Below are 21,956 nucleotides of genomic sequence, written 5' to 3'. Positions count from 1 at the left end.
TTTTATGCCATCATGGTGTCATTGTGAATTTTTTGAGTGATTTTTATGTTAAAAAAACTTCTAAGCGTTACTCTTTTTTTGGTCACTTATGATGTATTTGCTGTAACAGAATTGGATTTATATCAAGCCCCATTAAGCAGTTTGAATCAATTTTCACTCAAACAACAATCAAACATAAGAGCTCGTGCAGCGGTTCCATCTGCAGAAAAGAATGCATTACAGCAAGTGAATCAAAGCCAAGAGCACTCAAAAACAATCATGAGATACCAACAAATGTATCAAGGAATACCTGTTGTTGGCGCACAAATTATGATTACTAAAGAGGATGCACAAGTCAATGGACATTTACTTAACGACATCCAGCTGAATACGAAACCCACACTGACGTCAAAAGAGGCTGTTGACTTAGCCAAAAAATCTTGGTCCAGTTTTAATTCACAAATGCCTACTTATGAGGAATTGAGTGACTTGCAAATTAGGGCAGATCAAAATAATGAACTGAAACTGGTTTATCAGGTTTCATTTAAAACCATTCAAAATGATAATAAGCCAGCGTGGCCATTTTTTATTGTAGATGCACAAAGTGGCGAAATCATCAAACAGTGGAATAACATAAAAAACTTTATGGATGGTGGGCCCGGTGGAAATGAAAAGGTCCATGAATACTGGTATGGAAGAGATGGATTGCCTTTCTTAGAAGTAACTCAAAATGGCAGCCAATGCATCATGGATATCGCTAAGGTAAAGCTGGTTAACCTGGGGTCTGTCTGGGATTGGAATGATCTTTTGACTACCCCCTTTCAATATCCTTGTAGCAAGAATGTAGAAGAAAACGTCAATGGTGCATTTTCACCAAGCAATGATGCATATTATTTTGGCCAGACTATAGTAGATATGTATAAAAAATGGTATGGAGTTAATGCATTGCAACACACAGATGGAACCCCAATGCAGTTAGTCATGCGTGTCCATTTTGGCCAGAATTATGATAATGCTTTTTGGGATGGACAATTTATGTCTTTTGGTGATGGCGAGGATTTTTATCCCTTAGTCTCACTTGATGTAGCAGGTCATGAAGTAACACATGGCTTTACTGAACAGCATTCAGGACTTGAATATCATGATCAATCAGGCGCTCTCAATGAATCTTTATCCGATATGGCAGGCCAGGCATCGCGTGCTTATCTTTTGGAAAAATTTCCTCAGCTTTATAATAAACTGTATCTGCAGCCGAATATTGTAACTTGGGGTATTGGCGAAACGATTGTTCGTGATTCTTTTGGTAAGGCTTTACGTTTTATGGATTATCCTTCTTCAGATGGTAGTTCGGCTGATTGTTTGGATAAAAATCTAGCGCAAAGTCATGGGGCCTATTGCGCAATTAGTTATCCAGAATTGGTTGCTTATGCGACATCACATATTTCTAATCCTCAAGAAAGACAAAGTTTTATTGTACATACTGCCAGTGGAGTATTTAATAAAGCATTTTATTTATTGGCCAAAAATATAGGCATTAAACAGGCTTATCAGCTGATGATCATTGCCAACAGCAAATACTGGACGCCTACCACTAATTTTATTCAAGGCGCTTGCGGTGTACTGTATGCTGCAAAAGACATGAGTGTTGATCAGAAAATGGTTCTGTCAGTTTTTGGTCAAGTGGGTGTGAAGACCGCCAGCTGCAAGGTAATTTAAATCAGTATCCTCTGACCCTGGAGGATCATAGCGCACTCATCCAGGGTTCCACTACACTCAAGATCACTTTGTGTAATTCGTTGTGTCCGGTAACTTCTTTATTTAAGACTCGAGGATTGGATAAATGTGTTCCATTTTTGTCTGCGTGTAATTCATAAAGCATTTTTTTTAGTCTACATGTTGTTTGCCGGTCAACAGAATTAGTATATAATTATCAGGTTTTTTAATTTGAGTTCACTATTTTATTTAGGTTGGTAGCCGAATGGTCATCTTTTTTATTACTCTAAGCATTTTGGTATTAAGCCTGCTTTGTGTAACCGTGATGGTTTTCAAACTCATTCGTCAACCCGCAGAACCTGTATCTTTAATGCAATACTTGAAATTAAGTATAAGTGGAGCGATTGCTTTTATTGCGGATACATTGGGCGTTGGGAGTTTCGCTGTTAATGTGGCTTTGGCAAAATTAATGGGTACATTCCGTGATGACGAAATGCCTGCTGTAAATAATGGAGCACAAGTGATCCCAGGAACAATCGAATCTTTGTTTTTCATGAGGTTGATTGATGTTGATCTAACTACTCTCCTGACCTTAGTTATGGGTACTTGTGTCGGTGGTTTACTCGGTGGTTTTGTTGTAAGCCATATGAGCAAGCAGACAATTCGTTTATCTATGGTTTGCTGTTTTGCTTTAATTATTCTACTTTTAATTTCACATCAATTTCGGTTGTTACCTGTTGGTGGTGAATTAACTGAATTACATTCATGGAAATTAATCATAGGCTTTTTAGCGATGATGGTTTGCGGTGCCTTAACCTCAGTGGGAATCGGTTTATTTGTTATGGTACAAGGTGTACTGTTTTTAATGAATGTTTCGCCTGTAGTGGCGTTCCCAATTATGACTACTGCAGGAGCCATGCAGCAACCATTAACTACTTTTGTATTCTTAAAGCATAATAAAATTCCTTTAAAGAAAACCATGATTTTAAGCCTTTCAGGTTGTTTAGGCGTTTTTATTACTATTCCTGTTTTTATGCAGTTAACTATTACCTGGTTGCACTTACTTTTATTATTCATCCTGACCTATAATTTTTTTGCGGTGGGCCGTTCGTATTTGCGCTCTAGACCCAGAAAACAATATGCACAAACTCCAACACCTGCTTCCCTTGTAGCAGCTGAATAATCGTTTATACTTTACACTCTCATTTTGTGAGCGTGTAAAGTATAGAGTATGATTAGCTAATTTTAAGGTTAAAAGTACATACTATGGATGAACCAGTTAGTAAATCACAAAAAAAACGAGATGCCGATTTTTTACAAAAAATGGGCATAAAATTGATTGACTTGAGCTTGTCCAAGCTTGAATTACTTCCGCTTCCTGAAAATCTGTATAAAGCAATTATCGATGCAAAGTCTATTAAAAGTCATGGTGCTAAAAGAAGACAAGCTCAATTAATTGGAAAGTTAATGCGTGCGGCTGATCATGAAGAAATTTTAGCAGCTTATGAGCGTTTGCTTGAAGAAGATAAAGCGGTAACGTTGTCATTTCATGAGGTTGAGCATTGGCGTCTTCGCTTGCTCAACGAAGGTAAAGAAGCATTAACTGCGTTTATTGAAGTGTATCATCCTGAAGATGTTCAGCATTTAAGGCAATTAATAAAAAAAGCGGTTGATGATCAGCAGAAAGAAAGAAATTCAGGTGCTGCTAAAGCTCTTTTTCGCTATTTGAGGTCATTCATAGAATGAAATATTCTCTATTTATAAGCTGTCCGCGTGGACTTGAATATTTATTGGAAGAAGAATTAAAAACCTTAGGCTTATCGGTTACACGTGTCAACCCACAAGGAGTATATGGAGAGGCCGATTTACTGACTCTTTATAGATTATGTCTTTGGTCACGAATAGCCAATCGTGTGCAATTAATTCTTTTTAGCGGCTATGCGGGTAATGAACAGGTTCTACATCAATTATGTACCGAGTTTCATTGGCAGACTGTATTTTCACACGATAAAACGATTGCCATTGAATTTCACGGATTTTCTGAGCACATTCGCAATACGATGTTTGGTGCACAGGTTGTTAAAGATGGAATAGTCGATCATTTTCGTCGATTAAATCATTCACGCCCTTCAGTAGATAAAGAAAAGCCACAAATTCTTATTCATGCCTATTTGAAAAACGATGTAATCACTGTGAGTTTTGATCTTACTGGATACAGTTTGCACCAAAGGGGATATCGTCATAGAGCAGGTGCTGCTCCATTAAAGGAAAATGTTGCTGCTGCACTGCTTATGCGCGCGAAATGGCCAGAGTTAGCTGCCAAAGGATATGCTTTGCATGATCCTTTTTGTGGTGCGGGTACTCTAGTTATTGAAGCGGCTATGATGGCAGCACATGTTGCTCCTGGTTTATTGCGCCAAGATCAATCGTTACAATATTGGGCACAACATCAATCTTCATTATGGGAAAAATTGCGGGTAGATGCCTTGCAACAAGTTAAAACTCTGCCCCTGACTTTATTGGGCACCGATACAGATAACAAAATAATTGCTATAGCGCGTAAAAATGCGGAGCGCGCGGGTGTCGCTCCATTGGTTAGTTTTAAAGCTCAAGCACTAAATGAGGTTAAGGCCCCAGCAAAAAAGGGATTAGTTATATGTAATCCTCCTTATGGCGAACGCCTAAGTGAGGTGACGCATTTGGTTCCGCTTTATCAGCAACTGGGTAAAATTTTGCATGCACATTATCAGGGTTGGCAAGCCGCAATTCTGACCTCCAATCCCGTTTTGGCCAAAGCCTTAGGACTTCGCGCCAGTAAACAATACACCATATATAACGGTGCATTGGAATGCAAACTGTATTGTTTGGACATTCACGTAACGAATGAGCTTAAAGACATCATGAGCAATACCTTATCTGAAGGGGCGCAGATGCTGTTTAACCGACTGGAGAAAAATTACCGTCATTTACATAAATGGGCAAAAAATAATCATATTTCATGTTATCGAATATATGATGCAGATTTACCTGAATACGCATATGCCATAGATATATATAATGATTGTGCTGTACTCCAAGAATACGCGGCTCCTGCAAGTATTCCTGCCCATAAAGCAGAAAAACGTAGCTTGGAAGTAATGCAAGTTGTGCCCAGAGCGTTAGGGTTGGAAGCGAATCAATTGATAGTAAAGCAACGCAGGCAACAAAAAGGCAGTGAGCAATACCAAAAACTAGCACAAAGTCGAAAAACCATGGTCGTTACAGAGGGACAGGCTAAATTTAAAGTTAATTTATACGATTATCTGGATACAGGTTTATTTTTGGATCATCGATTAATGCGTCTAAGCTTTGCTAAATTAAAGCGAGGAACACGATTTCTCAATTGTTTTTGTTATACTGCCAGTGCCAGTGTTCATGCAGCTTTAGCCGGAGCATTGACAACTAATGTCGATCTCTCCAATACTTATTTGCATTGGGCTGAAGAGAATTTCAAGTTAAATCATCTTGATTTATCGAAACACCAATTTGTGCAGTTTGATTGCCGTGAATGGATGAGAATTGCTCGTGATCGTTTTGATGTTATTTTTTTGGATCCACCTAGTTTTTCCAACTCGAAGCGCATGACGGATACTTTGGATATTCAACGCGATCATGTTTCTTTGGTGAACTCTGCTATGCGTTTGTTAAACCCAAATGGAGTTTTATATTTTTCTACTAATTTTCGACAATTTAAATTGGATCCTCAGCTTATAGAAAAATATTCAGTGCAGGATATTAGCACTCAAACAATAGATCAGGACTTTAAACGAAATCAAAAAATTCATCGCTGTTTTAAAATAATGATGCCGCAATTTGCCGATACTTGAAACAGAAGCTGCAACAGGATGTACAAATGCAAAAACAAGAAAAAAAGTATAGTGCATCCTGCAAATGTTTAATGTAAACAGACCCTAAAGAGTATTTTTATCTATGCCATATATTTGTTCTTTTAAAGAGCTCATGAGTCCAGCCATAAAAAACAGCTCTGCAATAAGAAACAAAGGGGCAATGAATGCTTGGCTCAAGTTGTCCATGAATGCCGGTTTTTTACCTTCCAGAAAATGGCCGTAAAATTGTAGTCCCAAGCCTATAATAAAAAAGATGGCAAATGCCCACACACCTAAGGTTGTCGGGCCATCGTGGCTAAACCAATTGGCGATCAATAACAGGATGAGCATAATTGGAGTCAGTGCTAAAGCAAGTTGCCAATTTAAGCGGAAGTAATAAATTAAGGCAATTAAAGTAGCAAAAAAGGCAAGATTTGTTGCAAAAACACCTGGCATAATTATTTTTATAAAGCCTAACAAGATCATTACCGATAAAATTATGAGAGGAACCCCTGCCATATGTGTATAACGTGTCTTGAGATTCTGATGATATTCAGCGTAAAACTGTGCTTGTTCAATAAAAGATTTCATTTTAATAATATTCTAATTGCGGTTCTATAAAACATAGCACATTCTCTTAAAAAAAACAGTTGTACTGATTAACCATCATAAATAAGATTATGCTCAAAACGTATCTCTAAATACTTTATGAAATAAAAGGGTACGAATATCTTTTTTGCTAAATAAATTTAATGACAAGCTCTCATCCATGTTTTTAACATGAGGAGTATCACAGAACACAATAGGTCGCCGATTTCATTAGAGAGGTGTCTTGGGTTCTAACGTTGTATCAGAATTCGTAGTTCCAAGTTCCATACCGCTGAGTTGTTGCTCAAATATGGCATGATTATCATGCGAGTCCGTGTTAATTATCGGAAATACAATATGGTCAAAAAAATGGGCTCTTTTTGCAATTTCTTCATTATATATTTGTGCTACGATTTGAGGATCATTTTTAAATGCTCCACAACCCCAAGCACCTAAAATGACATTGCGTTGTCCTTCAAGAATTAAGGTATCGAGTTGGGCTGCAATACGCCTCTGTAAGTCTTCCTTGTAGAGCGCCAGGGCTTCATGATTGAATCCATGTGGTCCGAAAGAAAGTTCTGGAGCAGCTGATCTTATCTCATAAAAGGGAAAAATATCGGATGAGGGAAGGAAAAGGTAACTTCTGCTGCTGTCTGGAAGCTGTCTTTTAGGTGCAAAGTCATCAAAACCAGAGGTAATAAGCGGTACTTCTGGTCCTCGGAAACACACCCTGGGTTCTCGGTTAAATAATACTTTGTAGGCTATGGAATCTGTTTCACCGTAGTGTTTTCTTAAGGCCTCTCGTTCTTCATCCGTCATTTTTATCTTGGCCTCTAAAAGCTTTCTTGCCATTTCACTGTAACGAAATGTCATAGAGTCTTTATCTAGAAAAACGATTTTGTCCTGTAAGGATTCTGCACAAGTAGTTCGATGCCACATATTTTCTTCTTGGGCGCTTCCTCCTTCCAAAGCGGCACCTCCAGGAAAAACAGGATTTGCCATATTGAGTACAGAATAAGGTACACCGTGTTTTTTAGTTACTTCAAGTGCTGCAATTCCCCAATCTTTATAAAGTACTTCAACTGACTTTGGTAAAGGTATCTTATTTTTTGCCCATTGATTTAAATTTATCTGTGCTTGTTTTTTTAGTTCTATAACTTTCTTAGCATCGGTAATCCAATCCAAGGTTTTCCCCATGCTTTTATGTCGCCATCTATCTCCAGAAATGGATCCCGAAAGAAGATGCGGTCTATGCGCGGCATATATTTCTTTAATTGATGAACAGGAGTTTTGTGAGCATCTTCTAAATAACTTTGATCTCATTTTTCCATCCTTATTTTCTGATACTCTTTTTACTTATAATTCAACATTAAGTAAATTGAAGCAAAAGTAAAAAGAGTAAACCACAGCGTTCAAAAAAGGTCAAATTGGATTTTTATAGTCAATCTTATTTACTCCATAAAAATTTTTAGATATTCTGCCGCTTTTGTGTTTCCTCCTTTTATATAGATGTAGGGCCTTTGTCTTCAGGAACGATATTTCGTTCCAATTCTTTCCATAATGTCGATTTTAAGTATTCCAACATGTCATGGCCATGAAGTTTTTTGGGTACAGACTCTAGAACCATTGTACCTGAGGAGCCTGCTGTAGCTGAAAATAGTAGATTCAATTCTGAGTCAGCCATGATTAGGGCGGCATCATCAGCGGTTAAGACACGCTGACCACGTTGCAGCTTCCCAGTGTTTGTCATTGTATCTGTCAAGATTTCAAGATGTTCTGGGTCTTTTGTAAGTACAATTTTTACAGAAAGTGCTCGCTCCTCGTAATCAGGATTAACAAATGTTTCTACCAAACATGATGAGACAGGCACTAATCCTAATCTTGGCCGTCCTGTACCTATGACATGCAATATTTTTTGTATATGTCTATCTACGTCATACATTCCGCCAAAACTTACTCCCTTTTGTTTACCAACTACAGCACATACTTCATCACATTCTGCTGTGATCTGTGTGACATCGGGAGCTTCTCGATAATAATCTCCTCCTTGTAATATACGTTCACGTGCTTTCTTTTGCTCTTTATCGCACATTTGCGGACACATTATAGCTTGCTCACTGATATCAGTGAACACAGCAGGGAGGCAACCTATTATAATGGCTCCGTCTCCCGGTAACCAATATCTATTGGCTCCATAATGATTCGCTGTGGATATATTACGAGTAAATGATAACAGATTAGGATCCCCCCCTCTTACTACTTGACGACCTATATCACTATGTTCCACATCTTCAACTTTTATTTTTATAAATTTTGATGTATCTACTTGAGTTAGATTTCTGGTTTTCAGCATATAGTTAAGCTGAGATTTTGTCATGCCACGGCATAATTGTTTCGAGCTTATTTTTACCGTTTCAGGCTCCCATCTTTTTAATTTACCTTCTCTTAAAACTCTAGAGACAGAACCCACGACACCCCCCGATGATAGGGATTGGCTTACAGTTTTACTGAAAGCTATCTTTGTTAGTTTACTTCGCATGATAAGTCTCCAATTAATTTAATCTGGCTAACTTTGAGCAAATAAGGTCTTTTTTAAGTATGGTTGATGAAATAATATATGGCAATTTTTGACCATATTGATAGAAATAAATAACATCATTTAAGAGGCGCGAACTATAGTTATTGCTAGATATAGTCTTTTGATTTTTGAAGAATAGCTTTAAATGAAAATTTATAGCCTCAGAAAGTCAGTGAAAATGGAATAGCTATTTTTGATGAATGCTTTATACATTATCCAAAATTGCTTAATAGGATAAAAGCACCATAATAAGATGAAAGAAAGAATAGATGGTATTGAGCCTGATGAATTAGCTAATTTTCTAGCCTATAGAAATAGACTGTTCTCTATTTATCAAAAGCATATGTTCCCACCAGATAAAGCACGTTCCCATTGGTAGATGAACCCGGAACGTAGGCAGCTTTAAGAGAAAGTTTTTTATAAAATGCGCCTGCCCAAGGGACTGCTCCTGGAAAGGGCACACGGTGCAGGATATCAGGGCGTGATGTAATCAAGACAGAAAAACCTAATCCTGCTTTAAAATCTTTAGTCAAATTTGCAACTTTCAAATAGGCATATCCAGCAGTTGGTTCAAGATTGCGATGAGAATCGAGGAATGCAAAGGCATAAAGGCCGTGCCAATTTCCTTTTTCATCAAAAAAACCTTTACCAAATCCACCTCCCCAAGCGAGTTCATTGTATTTTTTTTCTCGGAGTTGCTTTGCAGAATAAGTAAGGCGATTATGCCATGCATAACCTGAGAGATATAGTTCAGTATTGCCTTCATTCCACGTTTGATGCAGATGGCGACACCAAGGTTTAAAAAAAGGAAGCCAATATTTACATCCTTTGGGTTCTGCGGTATTAAAAGAGGTAATGTCCTTTTTGTTCCTATCAGTTTGTACTGCTGGGATTGCAGGAGAATTTAAGTTTTTTTCGTTGTTGAATAAGGATGTAGAAGAAGTTACAGAAAATTTGTTACTGTAAGCATTCAAAGAAAACAGTATTAATAGACCAACAATGATCATTCGTAAGGTTATTTTTTTCATTTACTTTAAACCTATGCGGGATCTAGACTATAAATATAATTTTTGATCTATTTTCCTATTGTTGATTGGCAGAACATTCTTACTTGTAAATAGAACAATGATGTTTCAAACTTGTGAGCATACCATGGACTTGTTTCGTAAAAAAGAGATTAATGCGTCATTTGAGAGCGAGTCTCATCTCGTTAAATGTCTTACGGCTTTTGATCTGACCTTTTTAGGTATTGGGGCAATTATCGGCGCAGGTGTTTTTATTTTGACAGGTGTTGTTGCTGCAATAGATGCAGGGCCTGCAGTGATCTTTTCCTATGTATTAGCTGGGCTGGCCTGTGTTTTTTCGGCGTTATCTTATGCCGAATTAGCCGCATCCGTTGGCGGATGCGGGAGTGCTTATGGTTATGCTTATGTGGGTTTCGGAGAGTTAATTGCATGGATTGTTGGTTGGGATTTATTGTTGGAATATGCTATTTCAGTTTCCGCAGTATCTGTCGGCTGGAGCAGCTATGCCAATGATTTTCTCAAGGCAATAAAAATAAATATACCAACCATGCTCGTACATGGTCCAAAGGATGGCGGTGTTTTTAATCTGTTGGCTTGTGTGATTATTGCGCTTTTAACGGCATTATTAATTTGGGGCGTCAAATCAAGTTCTCGCGTAAATAACGTTATGGTGATTATCAAGCTTTTAATCGTTTTGCTTTTTATTGCTGTTGCTGCCATGGAGGTTGACCCATCTAATTGGTCACCATTTTTACCTTTTGGCTGGGATGGTGTAATTAAAGGAGCTTCATTAATATTTTTTGCTTACATTGGATTTGATGCTGTATCTACAGCGGCTGAAGAGGCAATCAACCCACAGCGTGATTTACCCATAGGAATAATAGGCTCATTATTTATCTGTACTTTATTATATATTATCGTTGCTGGATTATTGACCAGTATAGCACATTACAGCACCCTTAATGTTGCCTCTCCCATCAGTCATGCTTTATTCGTTTTAGGTTATAAAACGATAGCTGGTTTCATCAGTATTGGTGCTGTGGCCGGATTGACTACAGTCATGCTGGTATTATTTTATGGTTTAACACGTGTTATGTTAGCAATGACACGTGATGGCCTATTACCAAAGGTTTTTTCCAAAACAAATCAGTATACTCATACACCCGTACGCATTATTTTATTATGCGGCATTTTAATGACATCACTAGCTGCCGTTGCTCCAATACAAGCTTTGGCTGAGTTAGTGAATGTAGGTACTTTATTTTCATTTTTTATTGTCTGCGCCGGCGTACTTTATTTACATTATAAACAGCCACAGATGCACCGACCGTTTAGAACTCCTGGAATGCCTTATGTACCTATTTTAGGGATGATAAGCTGTTTTTATTTAATGATTCATTTACCCATGATTACGCTTATTCGTTTTATTATTTGGATGGGCTTTGGTATGGTGATTTATTTTGTCTTTAGCTATAGAAATAGTGCTTTGGCAAAAAATAGGCTCACGTGAACGCTTTAGGCTCTTCCTGCGTTTATTACTTAGATATGACTTAATACTAATGCAGCTGAAATTATTGACGCTGCAGGAATTGTAATAAGCCAGGAGAAGAAAATTTTTTTGATGACTCGCCAATGCGGTCCTGCGATTCCATTAATCAAACCAACCCCAGCAATTGCACCCGTAACTGTATGGGTGGTTGAGATGGGAATACCATATTGAGTTGCTATAAAAAGCGAAATGGCTGCGCCAGTTTCTGCAGCGGAACCCTTCATTGGGTTAAGTTTTGTTATTTTAGTTCCCATAGTATGGACGATACGCCATCCTCCAGCCAAAGTTCCAAGACTAATTGCTGCCTGGCATGAAATAACCACCCAAAATGGGACATAAAAAGGACCTTCAATCCATGCAGATGAAAACAGTATTATAGAAACAATACCCATGGTTTTTTGTCCATCATTACTGCCATGGGTTAAGCTAAGCAGTGCAGAGGAACACAATTGGAAGATTTTAAATAGTTTGAACTCGGTTTTTTTTCCATTATGTAAGAATTTGTGAAAAAAATAAATAATAAGCAATGCGATGAGCAGTCCAAGTGCTGGCGAAATAAAAATCCCTCCAATCACTTTGGCAAAACCTGAAATTTTAAGCGATGAAAAACCGCCTTTGGCGATTGCAGCACCTGCTAACCCACCAAACAGTGCATGTGATGAACTGGATGGAAGTCCATAATACCAAGTAACGAGATTCCAAAATATAGCGCCGATCAATGCGGCTAAAATAAAATGTGCATCGACAATATCTGAATCAATCAAGCCGTTTCCAATAGTTTTTGCAACTGTAAGATTGAATACTAAAAATGAGATGAAATTGAAAAAAGCCGCCCATACTACCGCTTGCCTAGGGGTTAAAACCTGGGTAGTAACAATAGTTGCTATAGAGTTTGCTGCATCATGAAAGCCATTGATAAAGTCAAAGATATAGGCAACCAAAATAACAAAAAGTGTAAATAAAATGGCTGAGTCCATACCTGATAGCTCCTTGTGCCATAATTTTAACCGTTCCAGCAAGAATTCAAATATGTCCTAATTTTTGTGATCTGGACGAAGCGTAGCGAACTCAGGAATTCAACTTCACTTAGGTTCTGCTCTGTTTCATTATACTACTATACATAATAACTACTTTTAGTCATTAATTTAGATACAATACGCATTAATTGTTTAACAATATAAGGAAGTTCTATAGCCCCGGCGTTTAACGCAGTAGTTGCATGTTGTTCTTCATCTTCTTTCATTTTCATAAGAATTGCATGTGATTTTTTATCTTTTGCTGGTAAATTTTTTAAATGACGATGCAAATGGTGAGCGACTTGTCGTTCGGTTTCTGCTACAAACCCCAAGCTGACCTTATCTCCGGCTAAGCCAGCAAATGCTCCTAATATAATCGACCCGCCATACCATAAAAGGTTTAATATGCTGGGCTTTGAACCCAGTTCAGTCAATCGCTCTTCACACCAGGCTAAGTGATCTGTTTCTTCAGCCGCAGCATCACTCATTTGCTTTTTAATATGGGTTAATTGTGCCGTTAAAGCCTGACCTTGGTAAAGTGCTTGGGCACAGACTTCTCCTGCATGATTGACACGCATGAGTCCGGCCACATGTTTTTTTTCTTTTGTAGACAGATCCGTATCAGCAAGTGATTCTGCGGGGGATGGGCGAGTCCTCGGCCTCTGTGCAGGTGGAAATAAGGTACGTAGAGCATTATCTACTTCGGAGATGAGTGTATCAAGCGCGTTCATATAAAGGGGCTGTCTTGTGTTAGAAAGTTGTTGTGTCTATGGTAGCTTGATTATCATTAGGTTTGAAGTCATCACCTGTTTTTTCTTTAGTTCTCGAATAGAGTCTTCCAAAAGATGAGTCCAACATATCACTTTCTCCGAAAGGAGCCACGATTTCAACTTCATCAACGCTATGATCGCTTGAGCTTACTAAATGGTTGCTCACATTACTTCCTGTTTGAGACTGGGGGCTTATATCATCCAGTTTCTTAGACTGGTTTTCATCCGGATAAATTGTTTTTCTGCCGAGCAGATGCAGAACGCCTAAAAATAATGCTCCAGTAGCAAATGTCAGCATTGCCCCAGTGGCAGAGGAAATCGATAAACTCACTAAAGAAAATAATTGAGCAAAAGGGTAGGCCAAAGTGCTAAGCAAGGAAAGTGCTCCAGGCCCCATAGAAGGCATAAGAGCTGCCATGATGGGTGGAGCAAAGACAGCAAGAAGAGCTATTGCGGTACCAATAAAGAGTACGGAGGTCAAAGCACTGAGATACCCTAAAACAGGATGAACTTTCTGAGCTTCCTTAAAGCTGGCTATGGGTGAAGTAATGGTTCGAATTAGATAGTAAGCACCTTTAAATAGGTTCTGCAATCCCATAGTTGATAATAGCAATAGACTGCGTATGCTTTGAGTTACCCCATTAGTTGGTGCCCAAGAGAGTATTTTATTTTTTAAAAAAGAGAATGTTTCGCTGAGCACATTAAGCGGAAATTCGGTGGCTAGCGACAACAAATTGGTTAATGGGGTGGTGATAAATTTCAGGGTTAGAAAGTAGGGTAATTTAGACGCGTTTGGCTTTGAAGGCCAACCCATAAAGTAATGTCCAAAATGATACTGATCTTTTTCCTCGTTCTTTTTCAGTGGCAAGAAGGTATCTTGCCAGGCCTTTTTTAAAAAGGCCAAAAGGGACATATCCACTCGCTCGGGAAATGTTTTTTTTACTATCTGTGCCGAAGTTGTTATCGGATTTCTTGATGTTTCTGCAAGTTGTTCGGGAGATGGTTTGATGCCTTGTTCAAGAAAGTCGGCCAAAGTTTTGATGAGATTTCCTGTATGATAATCACAAGTAATGCCATCAAAAAATGATTGTGTTCCAAAAGAATGATATGTTGCCGATTTGATTTGCTCAAAGCCTAAATGACTTAAGTTAACTGTTTGATTTTTGTTTGGATTTAGAGCGAGTAATGCACTACGTATTTTGTTACCGAGGGTGTTTTTTGACGGAGGAAGTGAAAAAAAACGTTTGGAGTCACCGTGCTTAGAGTCATAGACTATAGGCTGTACTCCATTTGGCGGAAGATGCATCGTGACAATATGTCGTTCAGTAACTCCTTGGCCTTCGACTCCAAACAGAATATGTTTTTGGGCTAAATCTTCTCGTTTCGCAAGATAGTTAAAGAATGCGTTAAGTGATCCAACAGGTATTGAATGATGCACAATAACTACATGGTCACGGATTTCCAAAGTTATATCTAAATCAGAATTATATTCAATTACACCTGTAGTTTTTTTAAATAAGCATCGAAAAACAACACTACCGAGTAGAGAATAGCCTGGCATGAAAACTCTTGGTCAACTTGATTTATTTAAGTATATATCGGTTAATATTAAGATAACATTAATTTGCCTTTGTTTATTATTAAAGAGGAGTTGAACCTTGGTTTTGCTGTCATCTTCTAAATTTTTGTTTGTATGTATCTAAGAACATAATTATTGTTGCATCCAATGCTGGAGTGCTGTTACTGTTTCTTGATGTACTTGGAGAAGTTGCTGATAAAGTGCTGTAGGGTATAGTTCTGGGTGGTTTTGAAAATGTTTTTCTAGGGCTTCGCATGCATAGCGCATACGAAGAGTGCCGCAATAAAGTGCACTGCTTTTCATTTTATGTGTTAGCTTATGAATTTCAATTAGGTCTTGTTTTTCCCAAGCCTGAGCTGTTTTTATTAAATCCTTAGTATTTTCTTCAATAAAGAGATGCAGCATTTTTTTGAGTGTTTTTTCCGAACCCAGGTTATTGATTCCATGAGTACTATCAAATAATGGATATTCATTAAACGGGAGAATGGACTCAACCCTTGTGGCAGGCAAATCGTGGATTTGCAATTTGGATGCGCTGTATCGAGCTAACAATTCCTGCAGCATACTGCTACGAAGAGGTTTGGTAATCACTTGATTTATCCCAGCCTGTACACATTCATTTTCAACATCAGTTACCGCATGAGCAGTTAAACAAATGATAGGGGTAGGTGTGAGATTTCGGTTTTGTTCATACTGACGAAATTTTTTGGCTAAGTGTATCCCAGTGGTATCAGGTAGGCCAATGTCACTTAAGATCCAATCAAAGGTATGTGCTTGGAACAATTCCATTGCTCTAGTACCTGTAGATGCTGATAAAAATCGGATACCAAGCTGTTGTAAAAGATTTTCTATCATCTTTAAGGCAATTGCATTATCTTCAATAAGCAGCACAAGAGGTGAATCACTCGCTTTTTCTAAAATCAGTTTCTCAGGAGGAAGAGATGTTGGCTCTGGGTGGTTTACAGGCTTCTCTACATAATTGACGGGGATGGTTAGCGTAAATGTGGTTCCTGTATGTACTGCAGAGTCGACGTGTATCTTACCTTTTAAAAGCTGGGTATAACGCTTCACAATATGCAATCCCACACCATGACCAGAGTAGATTCCTTGATGTGACGGGGTTGCTCGGTAAAATCGTTTGAAGATTTTGTTTTTATCCTTAGGTTTAATTCCTGGACCAGTATCTTTGATGAAAAATTCCAGGAACAATTTTCCATGGTGATGCGATTTGGGCCTAACTCCAATTTCAATAAACCCTTTTTCAGTAAATTTAACTGCATTACCTAAAAGGTTTAATAAAATTCGATGAAGTTTTACGGTATCTGTAGTTACCCATTCAGGAGTATTGCAGTCAATACTAATTAATAAATCCAATTTTTTCAAAGCGATGGTTGGAAACTCCAGATCGGCAATACTGTGAATCAAATCATGGACATTGCAGGCTGTTTCATTGATTATATTTTCTTGTTGACTCCCGGCGGCGATAATATCGAGTACTCCATTAAGCAGCGCCAAGAGTTGCTCCCCACTTATATTGATCATATGAGCGTATTCTTTTTCTTGGATATTTTGAACTTCTCGTTCAAGGATGCTGGACATGCCGATAATCCCACTTAAAGGGGTACGAATATCATGACTCATATTACGGATGAATTCATCTTTGGCATTGTTCGCTGCTTCAGCTTTTTCTTTGGCTTCTTTGAGCTCGGATTCAACTTTTTTTAGATAAGTAATGTTAATTGTATTGCCGAGGATGCCAATAATCTTTCCTGATTCATCCAGAAAAGGTCTTTTAGTCGAGAGCAAAACCACTTCTTCACCTGATGGCAAAAGAGTTATCTCTTCTCGTGATAATTCAACGTTTTTTTCAATCACTTCAAGGTCATTAGCTCGATAAACATCAGCAGTTTGCTTACTAAATAGTTCATAATCTGTTTTACCAAGGACTTCGTTCTCATCGCATTTATTAATAAATTTCATATGATAAAGACTTTGAACACATCGTTGATTCATTCCGGACCAAACACCTTTTAGATCTTTCCAATAGACATCTCCAGGCAAGACATCAAGCAGATTTTTTAATTGGGCGTATTGCACTTCCAGCTGATTCATTTTATTTTGCAACGTATTAATAGTTTTTTCTAAATCAGCTATTAAATTCGCAGTGTTGGAAGTTTCATTTTTTGCCATTTTTTTCCATAGTAAATTAAAATTCTTTATTTAGAGTATGTTGAATGCCCAAAACATGAATTATCCTGTATTTTAAGGCTTGGTCAATCGTGCCCAAAGGCACAAAAAACCAAAGAAAACCCCTTTTATTTTAAGCATAGCATAGGGGCTGTAAACAGGTCCTAGATATAGGATTTTTATTGAATTAGATGTGCTTATAATCGATATCATGTTTTATTTGTATTCTGTTATAATGAGTAAAAATTGAGTATTTGGTAATACCATGTTAACCCCTGATGGACATTGTGCTAAAAAAATTGAAAAAGTGATGTTGTTAGCATTATGGGCAAATACTTTAAGGGATGAAATTCAAGCGCAAGGTTTAGCCGAAACAAAAAAACTGATATTTGCAGGTCTTGGGAAGCCAACCTACCCTATTAATTCAAATACCATTGCTTCTTATCTTTCATATTGGCAAAAATTAGATGATTTAACTAAAAAATGGAAAGTAGACCCACACCAGGTTGAAGAGGATATTGCCATTGATTATGGAGACCCTCGAGGTGATCATGCGCCGCGAACATTAATGGCTGATGTTATGTCACGTTGGTATGAGACAGAAATTAAATCGGAAAATATATTGTTCACTGTGGGTGGTATTGGTGCTTTGCGAGTATTATTTGAAACCTTTAATACTCATTTTGAAGGTGTGCCAGGATATCGAATTATTACCCCTTTTCCTTATTACAGTGCGTATTCCAACAACGCATTGCATTGTTTGCATCCGATTTATGTAATGGATAAACCCGGATATAAACTCACGGCGCAAGCAACGGAAGAGAGTATTAAAGAAGCTTATACTTTAGCTGAGATGGATCACGGTTGGCCTAAAGCTATATTAATTTGTAATCCATCAAATCCTTTGGGCAACATTATTGATGAAGACGAGTTAATAAAAATTGCTGAAATTTTGCGCCAGTATCCTGACTTGTACATCATTTTTGATGAAGCTTATACTGAGATGTGTTTTTCAGATACGCCTTCTTTTTTAAAAATTGCTCCTGATTTAAAAGAACGAGTAATCGTCTTGCGCTCAGCAACCAAGGCTTTGTCTGCAGCAGGAGAGCGAATGGCTGTACTTTTAGTGTTTGAATCAAGTTTGATGAATGAAATGCTAAATAAAAATATAAGCTATTTCATTCATGCACCGCGCTCAGCACAAGCTGCCTATGCACAAACCATGGCGAATTTTGGAACAGAAGAAAAAAATAACATAGCAACTTTTTATAAGAAAAAAGTGGATTATGTGGTTGCACGCTTAAAAAACATGGGTGCTGCAATGCCTGACCCCTTCTACCGTGTAGAAGCTACTTTTTATGTTCTTGCGGATTTTAGTGATATGTTCGGGTTGCCTCTACCCAAAGAAGCAGCACGAGTTTTACAGAAAACTGGTATTGTGAAGACGGATGAAGATCTCGCATATTATTTGTTATTTGAAGACAACTTGATGGTTACACCTTTATCTTATTTTGGTTTGTCAAAATATGATGGTTTTATACGCATTACATGTAGCGGTCGAGAAAATGAGTTATGCGATCTAATGGACAGGCTCGAAAGAAGGTTATTTGAGTCAAGAAAAAATATAAAAAACTTTTTCCTAGAAAGAATTAATCAACGGCTCCCGGAATTAAAAAAAATAGATACACATATGTTTGATCTTATCCGTCAAAAACTTCAAGCAGGGAATAAGGACGAAGATACATGTTCGAATTTAAAGTCAAAAAATCAATCATTAAGGAAAATTAATGACACGATTGTTGATTTTTTTGCAATCATGAGGCCGGAAGGGATGTAGCCTGGGCGCCACGAAGCGAAAACCCAGGTTACACTCCAATCATCATGTGAATGGTTATACTGAAGTCAAACTACGAGAAGATTACCCCTGAATGAATTGCTTCATCGTTAGCATTAACCGCTTAACTAATTCATCAATCTCTTCTTCATTAATAATCAGGGGTGGTAACAGTCTTATTACCGTATCTGCAGTAACATTGAAGAGTACGCCGTTAGTAAGTCCCAGTAAGCGAGCATCATTAGCGGGTCGATCCAGTTCAATCCCAATCATGTAGCCTTTTCCGCGAATCCCTTTTACACCAGGATGTTCCCCGAGATTTTTGATTAATTTCTCCATCAATAGACGGCTATTTTTTGTGACTTGTTCACAAATTTTATCGCGCTCTATAATTTCCAGTACAGTTAGAGCTGTAGCGCAAGCCAGGGGATTGCCGCCAAAAGTTGATCCATGATTTCCAGGTTTAAATAAATCTTTTGCCCTTTTATTCATCAGGCAAGCACCTATAGGAACGCCATTGCCCAAACCTTTGGCTGTAGTAACAACATCAGGTTGAATGTCATAGTGCATATAGGTAAAAAGTTTTCCTGTACGACCGTTTCCTGTTTGGATTTCATCCAAAATAAGCATCCAGTCATGTTGCTCACAAAGTTTGGCTAGGGAACGAAGATAACTTTCTTCTGCTGCATGAATTCCACCTTCTCCTTGAATTGGCTCAAGCATAACCGCAACAACATCTTCTCTATTTGCTGCAATAGTATGAATGGCATCCAAATCATTAAAAGGGGCGCGAATAAAGCCTGGCACCAGGGGTTCATATCCTGCTTGTACTTTTCGACTTCCTGATGCGGTTAAGGTTGCCATAGTACGACCATGAAAGGCTCTTTCCATAACAATAATTGAAGGGGTTTCAATTCCTTTTTTATGACCAAAAAGACGTGTCAATTTAATCGCTGCTTCATTGGCTTCAGCACCTGAATTAGCAAAAAAAACTTGCTCCATATTTGCCAAGGTTGTCAGTTTTTCAGCAAGTAATTCTTGTTGTTTGATATGAAAGGTGTTCGATGTATGGATTAGCTTGGCTGCTTGTTGTTGTATGGTTTTTGTCACATCCGGATGAGCATGTCCTAATCCACACACTGCTATCCCACTTAGACCATCCAGATAGGCCTTGCCCTGCTCATCATACAACCAAACTCCTTCTCCATGTGTGAAAGTAATTGGCATAGGATTGTAACTAGTAATTAAAGCCATAATGTTTTCCTTAAAGCTGAAGGATCTCCACTCAAAGAATTATCTCTCCTTTTAATGGAGAAACAGAGGTGACCACATTATAGACATAACTTTCTTTGCTACGCTATATGAGCGGAGAAATCCTTAGTAAAAAGAATTATTTTATTTAATATTGCTGGTTACAAAATCCCAATTTACTAATTTCCAAAATGCAGAGATATAGTCGGGGCGCGCATTACGATAATCAATATAATAAGCATGCTCCCATACATCACAAGTCAATAGTGCATTTAAACCCTCAGTCATTGGCGTGCCTGCGTTGCTGGTACTGATTATTTTTAAAGCACCTGTATTATCCTGAACAAGCCAGGCCCAACCTGATCCAAAAGTAGATATTGCAGTTTGTGTAAATTGTTCTTTAAATTCGCTAAACGAGCCAAAATGTTTGTTAATTGAGTCAGCTAATTTACCTTTGGGTTCACCGCCACCATTAGGACTGAGGCAGTGCCAGTAAAAGGTATGATTCCAAACTTGTGCGGCATTATTAAACATTCCGCCCTTTGCTTTTTTAATGATCTCTTCCAGTTCCATGGATTCAAATTCGGTCCCAGGAATTAATTTATTTAAATTGTTAACGTAGGCCTGATGATGCTTGCCGTAATGATACTCTAGTGTTTCACTCGAAATGTGGGGCTCTAATGCATTCTTAGCATATGGTAACTCAGGCAATGTAAAGGTCATCCTAATCTCCTATTATTTTATTGTGTGGTAAGTTTAGCAGGATGGATATGATATTCAATGAAGATTAACCATAATCCTAGAAAAAGCAATTATGTTTGTAGAACACAGGATTACGGAATAAAAATACATGTGTGTGCTTAGGATAATATTATTTTTAACTGTTTTTTGATTATTATTGGATCAAATGGATCATTAGTTGGCTTTTAGACTAAGATCTGCTACTCTATTATGCTAAAAATTTATTGGTTGCGGGCTTTACAAGTTTTCGCGATAATGGGTGGTAATTAATTTATTATTTTAAGGTGTGTGAGTGGATACTTTAGAAAAAATTAAAAAGCAAATAGCAGACAATGCCATTCTGCTTTATATGAAAGGCACGCCGAAAATGCCACAATGTGGATTTTCTGCACGTGCGGTGCAATGCATAGAATCTTGCGGCGTTGATTTCGCTTATGTAGATATTCTTGCTAATCCTGATATTCGCCAAACATTACCACAGCATTCTGATTGGCCTACTTTTCCGCAACTCTATGTGAAGGGAGAGTTAATCGGTGGTTCTGATATCATTGCTGAATTATTCCAGCAAGGTGAGTTAGAAACGATGTTGCGTGATGCGATTACCGCATAACATAATGTGTTAATGCCATAATAATAACTATAATGATGGAGATCATAGAATGAGTGTATTAGTGGGACGAAAAGCCCCTGATTTTACCGTTGCGGCGGTTATGCCAAATGGTGAGATTATGGATAAATTTAATTTACATGAACACATAAAAGGTAAGTATGGTCTCGTATTTTTTTACCCTCTAGATTTTACTTTTGTATGCCCTTCTGAGTTGATTGCTTTAGATCATCGTATTGATGAATTCAAAAGTCGTAACGTTGAAGTGGTTACTGTTTCTATTGATTCACACTTTACTCACAATGCATACAGAAATACTCCAATTAATAAGGGCGGTATTGGTTCTGTTCGATATACTATGGCGGCAGATATGACTCATAGTATTTGTCAATCTTATGGTGTTGAGCATCCATCCGCAGGTGTTGCATTCCGTGGCGCATTCATTATTGATACCAATGGAGTAGTTCGCTCACAAATCGTTAATGACTTGCCTATAGGTCGTAACATGGACGAAATTATAAGAATTATTGATGCAGTTCAGCATTTTGAAGAAAATGGCGAAGTTTGTCCTGCTGGTTGGGAAAAAGGTAAAGCGGGAATGAAGGCATCTACAGAAGGTGTTGCTGCTTACCTAACAGAACACTCTGACTCATTGTAAAATTTAACCCGGGTA

18 protein-coding genes are annotated in these 21,956 nt (G+C 37.9%); 8 read left to right on the top strand and 10 right to left on the bottom strand.

The annotated features are described in order from the left end of the window. Nucleotides 1-45 precede the first annotated feature (45 nt). The 4 genes from Ltuc_RS01175 to rlmKL all read left to right on the top strand — a co-directional run bounded on the left by Ltuc_RS01175 (nucleotide 46) and on the right by rlmKL (nucleotide 5,558). A complete protein-coding gene (locus Ltuc_RS01175; protein ID WP_058519538.1) occupies nucleotides 46-1,695 on the top strand; it encodes a M4 family metallopeptidase in 1,650 nt (549 codons plus the stop codon). Nucleotides 1,696-1,957: 262 nt separating this feature from the next. Further along, nucleotides 1,958-2,875: a sulfite exporter TauE/SafE family protein gene (locus Ltuc_RS01170; protein ID WP_058519537.1), complete on the top strand. Its 918-nt coding sequence runs from the start codon at nucleotides 1,958-1,960 to the stop codon at nucleotides 2,873-2,875. 83 nt (nucleotides 2,876-2,958) lie between these two features. Continuing rightward, a complete protein-coding gene (yjgA, locus tag Ltuc_RS01165) occupies nucleotides 2,959-3,438 on the top strand; it encodes a ribosome biogenesis factor YjgA (RefSeq protein WP_058519536.1) in 480 nt (159 codons plus the stop codon). After that, nucleotides 3,435-5,558 (top strand): bifunctional 23S rRNA (guanine(2069)-N(7))-methyltransferase RlmK/23S rRNA (guanine(2445)-N(2))-methyltransferase RlmL, encoded by a 2,124-nt coding sequence (gene rlmKL / locus Ltuc_RS01160; RefSeq protein ID WP_058519535.1) that lies wholly within the window; start codon nucleotides 3,435-3,437, stop codon nucleotides 5,556-5,558. The genes yjgA and rlmKL overlap by 4 nt, the downstream gene beginning before the upstream one ends. An 84-nt stretch (nucleotides 5,559-5,642) precedes the next feature. Here rlmKL and Ltuc_RS01155 read toward each other — a convergent pair whose 3' ends face one another. The 4 genes from Ltuc_RS01155 to pagP form a co-directional block, all read right to left on the bottom strand. Continuing rightward, complete coding sequence (locus Ltuc_RS01155; RefSeq protein ID WP_058519534.1) at nucleotides 5,643-6,149, bottom strand: Mpo1 family 2-hydroxy fatty acid dioxygenase; 507 nt, start codon at nucleotides 6,147-6,149, stop codon at nucleotides 5,643-5,645. 228 nt (nucleotides 6,150-6,377) lie between these two features. Beyond that, a complete protein-coding gene (locus Ltuc_RS01150; RefSeq protein ID WP_058519533.1) occupies nucleotides 6,378-7,469 on the bottom strand; it encodes a poly(ADP-ribose) glycohydrolase domain-containing protein in 1,092 nt (363 codons plus the stop codon). Nucleotides 7,470-7,647: 178 nt separating this feature from the next. Then, nucleotides 7,648-8,685 carry a hypothetical protein gene (locus Ltuc_RS01145; protein WP_058519532.1) on the bottom strand — a complete coding sequence of 346 codons (1,038 nt, stop codon included), beginning with the start codon at nucleotides 8,683-8,685 and terminating at the stop codon, nucleotides 7,648-7,650. A gap of 365 nt (nucleotides 8,686-9,050) precedes the next feature. Continuing rightward, nucleotides 9,051-9,752 carry a lipid IV(A) palmitoyltransferase PagP gene (pagP, locus tag Ltuc_RS01140; protein ID WP_058519531.1) on the bottom strand — a complete coding sequence of 234 codons (702 nt, stop codon included), beginning with the start codon at nucleotides 9,750-9,752 and terminating at the stop codon, nucleotides 9,051-9,053. A gap of 124 nt (nucleotides 9,753-9,876) precedes the next feature. Here pagP and Ltuc_RS01135 point away from each other — a divergent pair, with 124 nt between their 5' ends. Continuing rightward, nucleotides 9,877-11,259 (top strand): amino acid permease, encoded by a 1,383-nt coding sequence (locus Ltuc_RS01135; protein ID WP_058521561.1) that lies wholly within the window; start codon nucleotides 9,877-9,879, stop codon nucleotides 11,257-11,259. Between the two features lie 29 nt (nucleotides 11,260-11,288). On the opposite strand, the gene Ltuc_RS01130 is transcribed toward Ltuc_RS01135, so the two are convergent. From Ltuc_RS01130 to Ltuc_RS01115, 4 genes are all read right to left on the bottom strand, one after another. Then, complete coding sequence (locus Ltuc_RS01130; RefSeq protein WP_058519530.1) at nucleotides 11,289-12,275, bottom strand: inorganic phosphate transporter; 987 nt, start codon at nucleotides 12,273-12,275, stop codon at nucleotides 11,289-11,291. A 137-nt stretch (nucleotides 12,276-12,412) separates the two neighbouring features. Continuing rightward, complete coding sequence (gene coq7 / locus Ltuc_RS01125) at nucleotides 12,413-13,045, bottom strand: 2-polyprenyl-3-methyl-6-methoxy-1,4-benzoquinone monooxygenase (RefSeq protein ID WP_058519529.1); 633 nt, start codon at nucleotides 13,043-13,045, stop codon at nucleotides 12,413-12,415. 19 nt (nucleotides 13,046-13,064) lie between these two features. Beyond that, nucleotides 13,065-14,645 (bottom strand): hypothetical protein, encoded by a 1,581-nt coding sequence (locus Ltuc_RS01120; RefSeq protein WP_058519528.1) that lies wholly within the window; start codon nucleotides 14,643-14,645, stop codon nucleotides 13,065-13,067. Between the two features lie 150 nt (nucleotides 14,646-14,795). After that, nucleotides 14,796-16,853: an ATP-binding protein gene (locus Ltuc_RS01115; protein ID WP_058519527.1), complete on the bottom strand. Its 2,058-nt coding sequence runs from the start codon at nucleotides 16,851-16,853 to the stop codon at nucleotides 14,796-14,798. A gap of 262 nt (nucleotides 16,854-17,115) precedes the next feature. Here Ltuc_RS01115 and Ltuc_RS01110 point away from each other — a divergent pair, with 262 nt between their 5' ends. Beyond that, nucleotides 17,116-18,687 carry a pyridoxal phosphate-dependent aminotransferase gene (locus Ltuc_RS01110; RefSeq protein WP_058519526.1) on the top strand — a complete coding sequence of 524 codons (1,572 nt, stop codon included), beginning with the start codon at nucleotides 17,116-17,118 and terminating at the stop codon, nucleotides 18,685-18,687. Nucleotides 18,688-18,768: 81 nt separating this feature from the next. Here the strand turns inward: Ltuc_RS01110 and Ltuc_RS01105 are convergent, their stop codons facing one another. Together Ltuc_RS01105 and sodB are read right to left on the bottom strand one after the other, a co-directional pair. Next, complete coding sequence (locus Ltuc_RS01105) at nucleotides 18,769-19,938, bottom strand: aspartate aminotransferase family protein (RefSeq protein WP_058519525.1); 1,170 nt, start codon at nucleotides 19,936-19,938, stop codon at nucleotides 18,769-18,771. 141 nt (nucleotides 19,939-20,079) lie between these two features. Beyond that, the gene (sodB, locus tag Ltuc_RS01100) at nucleotides 20,080-20,658 is read right to left on the bottom strand and encodes a superoxide dismutase [Fe] (RefSeq protein ID WP_058519524.1); all 579 of its coding nucleotides are present in this window, start codon (nucleotides 20,656-20,658) and stop codon (nucleotides 20,080-20,082) included. Between the two features lie 310 nt (nucleotides 20,659-20,968). Between sodB and grxD the strand changes: the two genes are divergently transcribed. Both grxD and Ltuc_RS01090 read left to right on the top strand, forming a co-directional pair. Beyond that, nucleotides 20,969-21,286 (top strand): Grx4 family monothiol glutaredoxin, encoded by a 318-nt coding sequence (grxD, locus tag Ltuc_RS01095; RefSeq protein ID WP_058519523.1) that lies wholly within the window; start codon nucleotides 20,969-20,971, stop codon nucleotides 21,284-21,286. Nucleotides 21,287-21,335: 49 nt separating this feature from the next. Continuing rightward, a complete protein-coding gene (locus Ltuc_RS01090) occupies nucleotides 21,336-21,941 on the top strand; it encodes a peroxiredoxin (RefSeq protein WP_058519522.1) in 606 nt (201 codons plus the stop codon). The last annotated feature ends 15 nt before the right edge of the window (nucleotides 21,942-21,956 follow it).

This window comes from Legionella tucsonensis (assembly GCF_001468035.1).
In the GTDB taxonomy this organism is placed as follows: Bacteria; Pseudomonadota; Gammaproteobacteria; order Legionellales; family Legionellaceae; genus Legionella; species Legionella tucsonensis.
The sequence above is the reverse complement of the archived record's forward strand: the minus strand, read 5'-3'. Positions and strand labels throughout refer to the sequence as shown.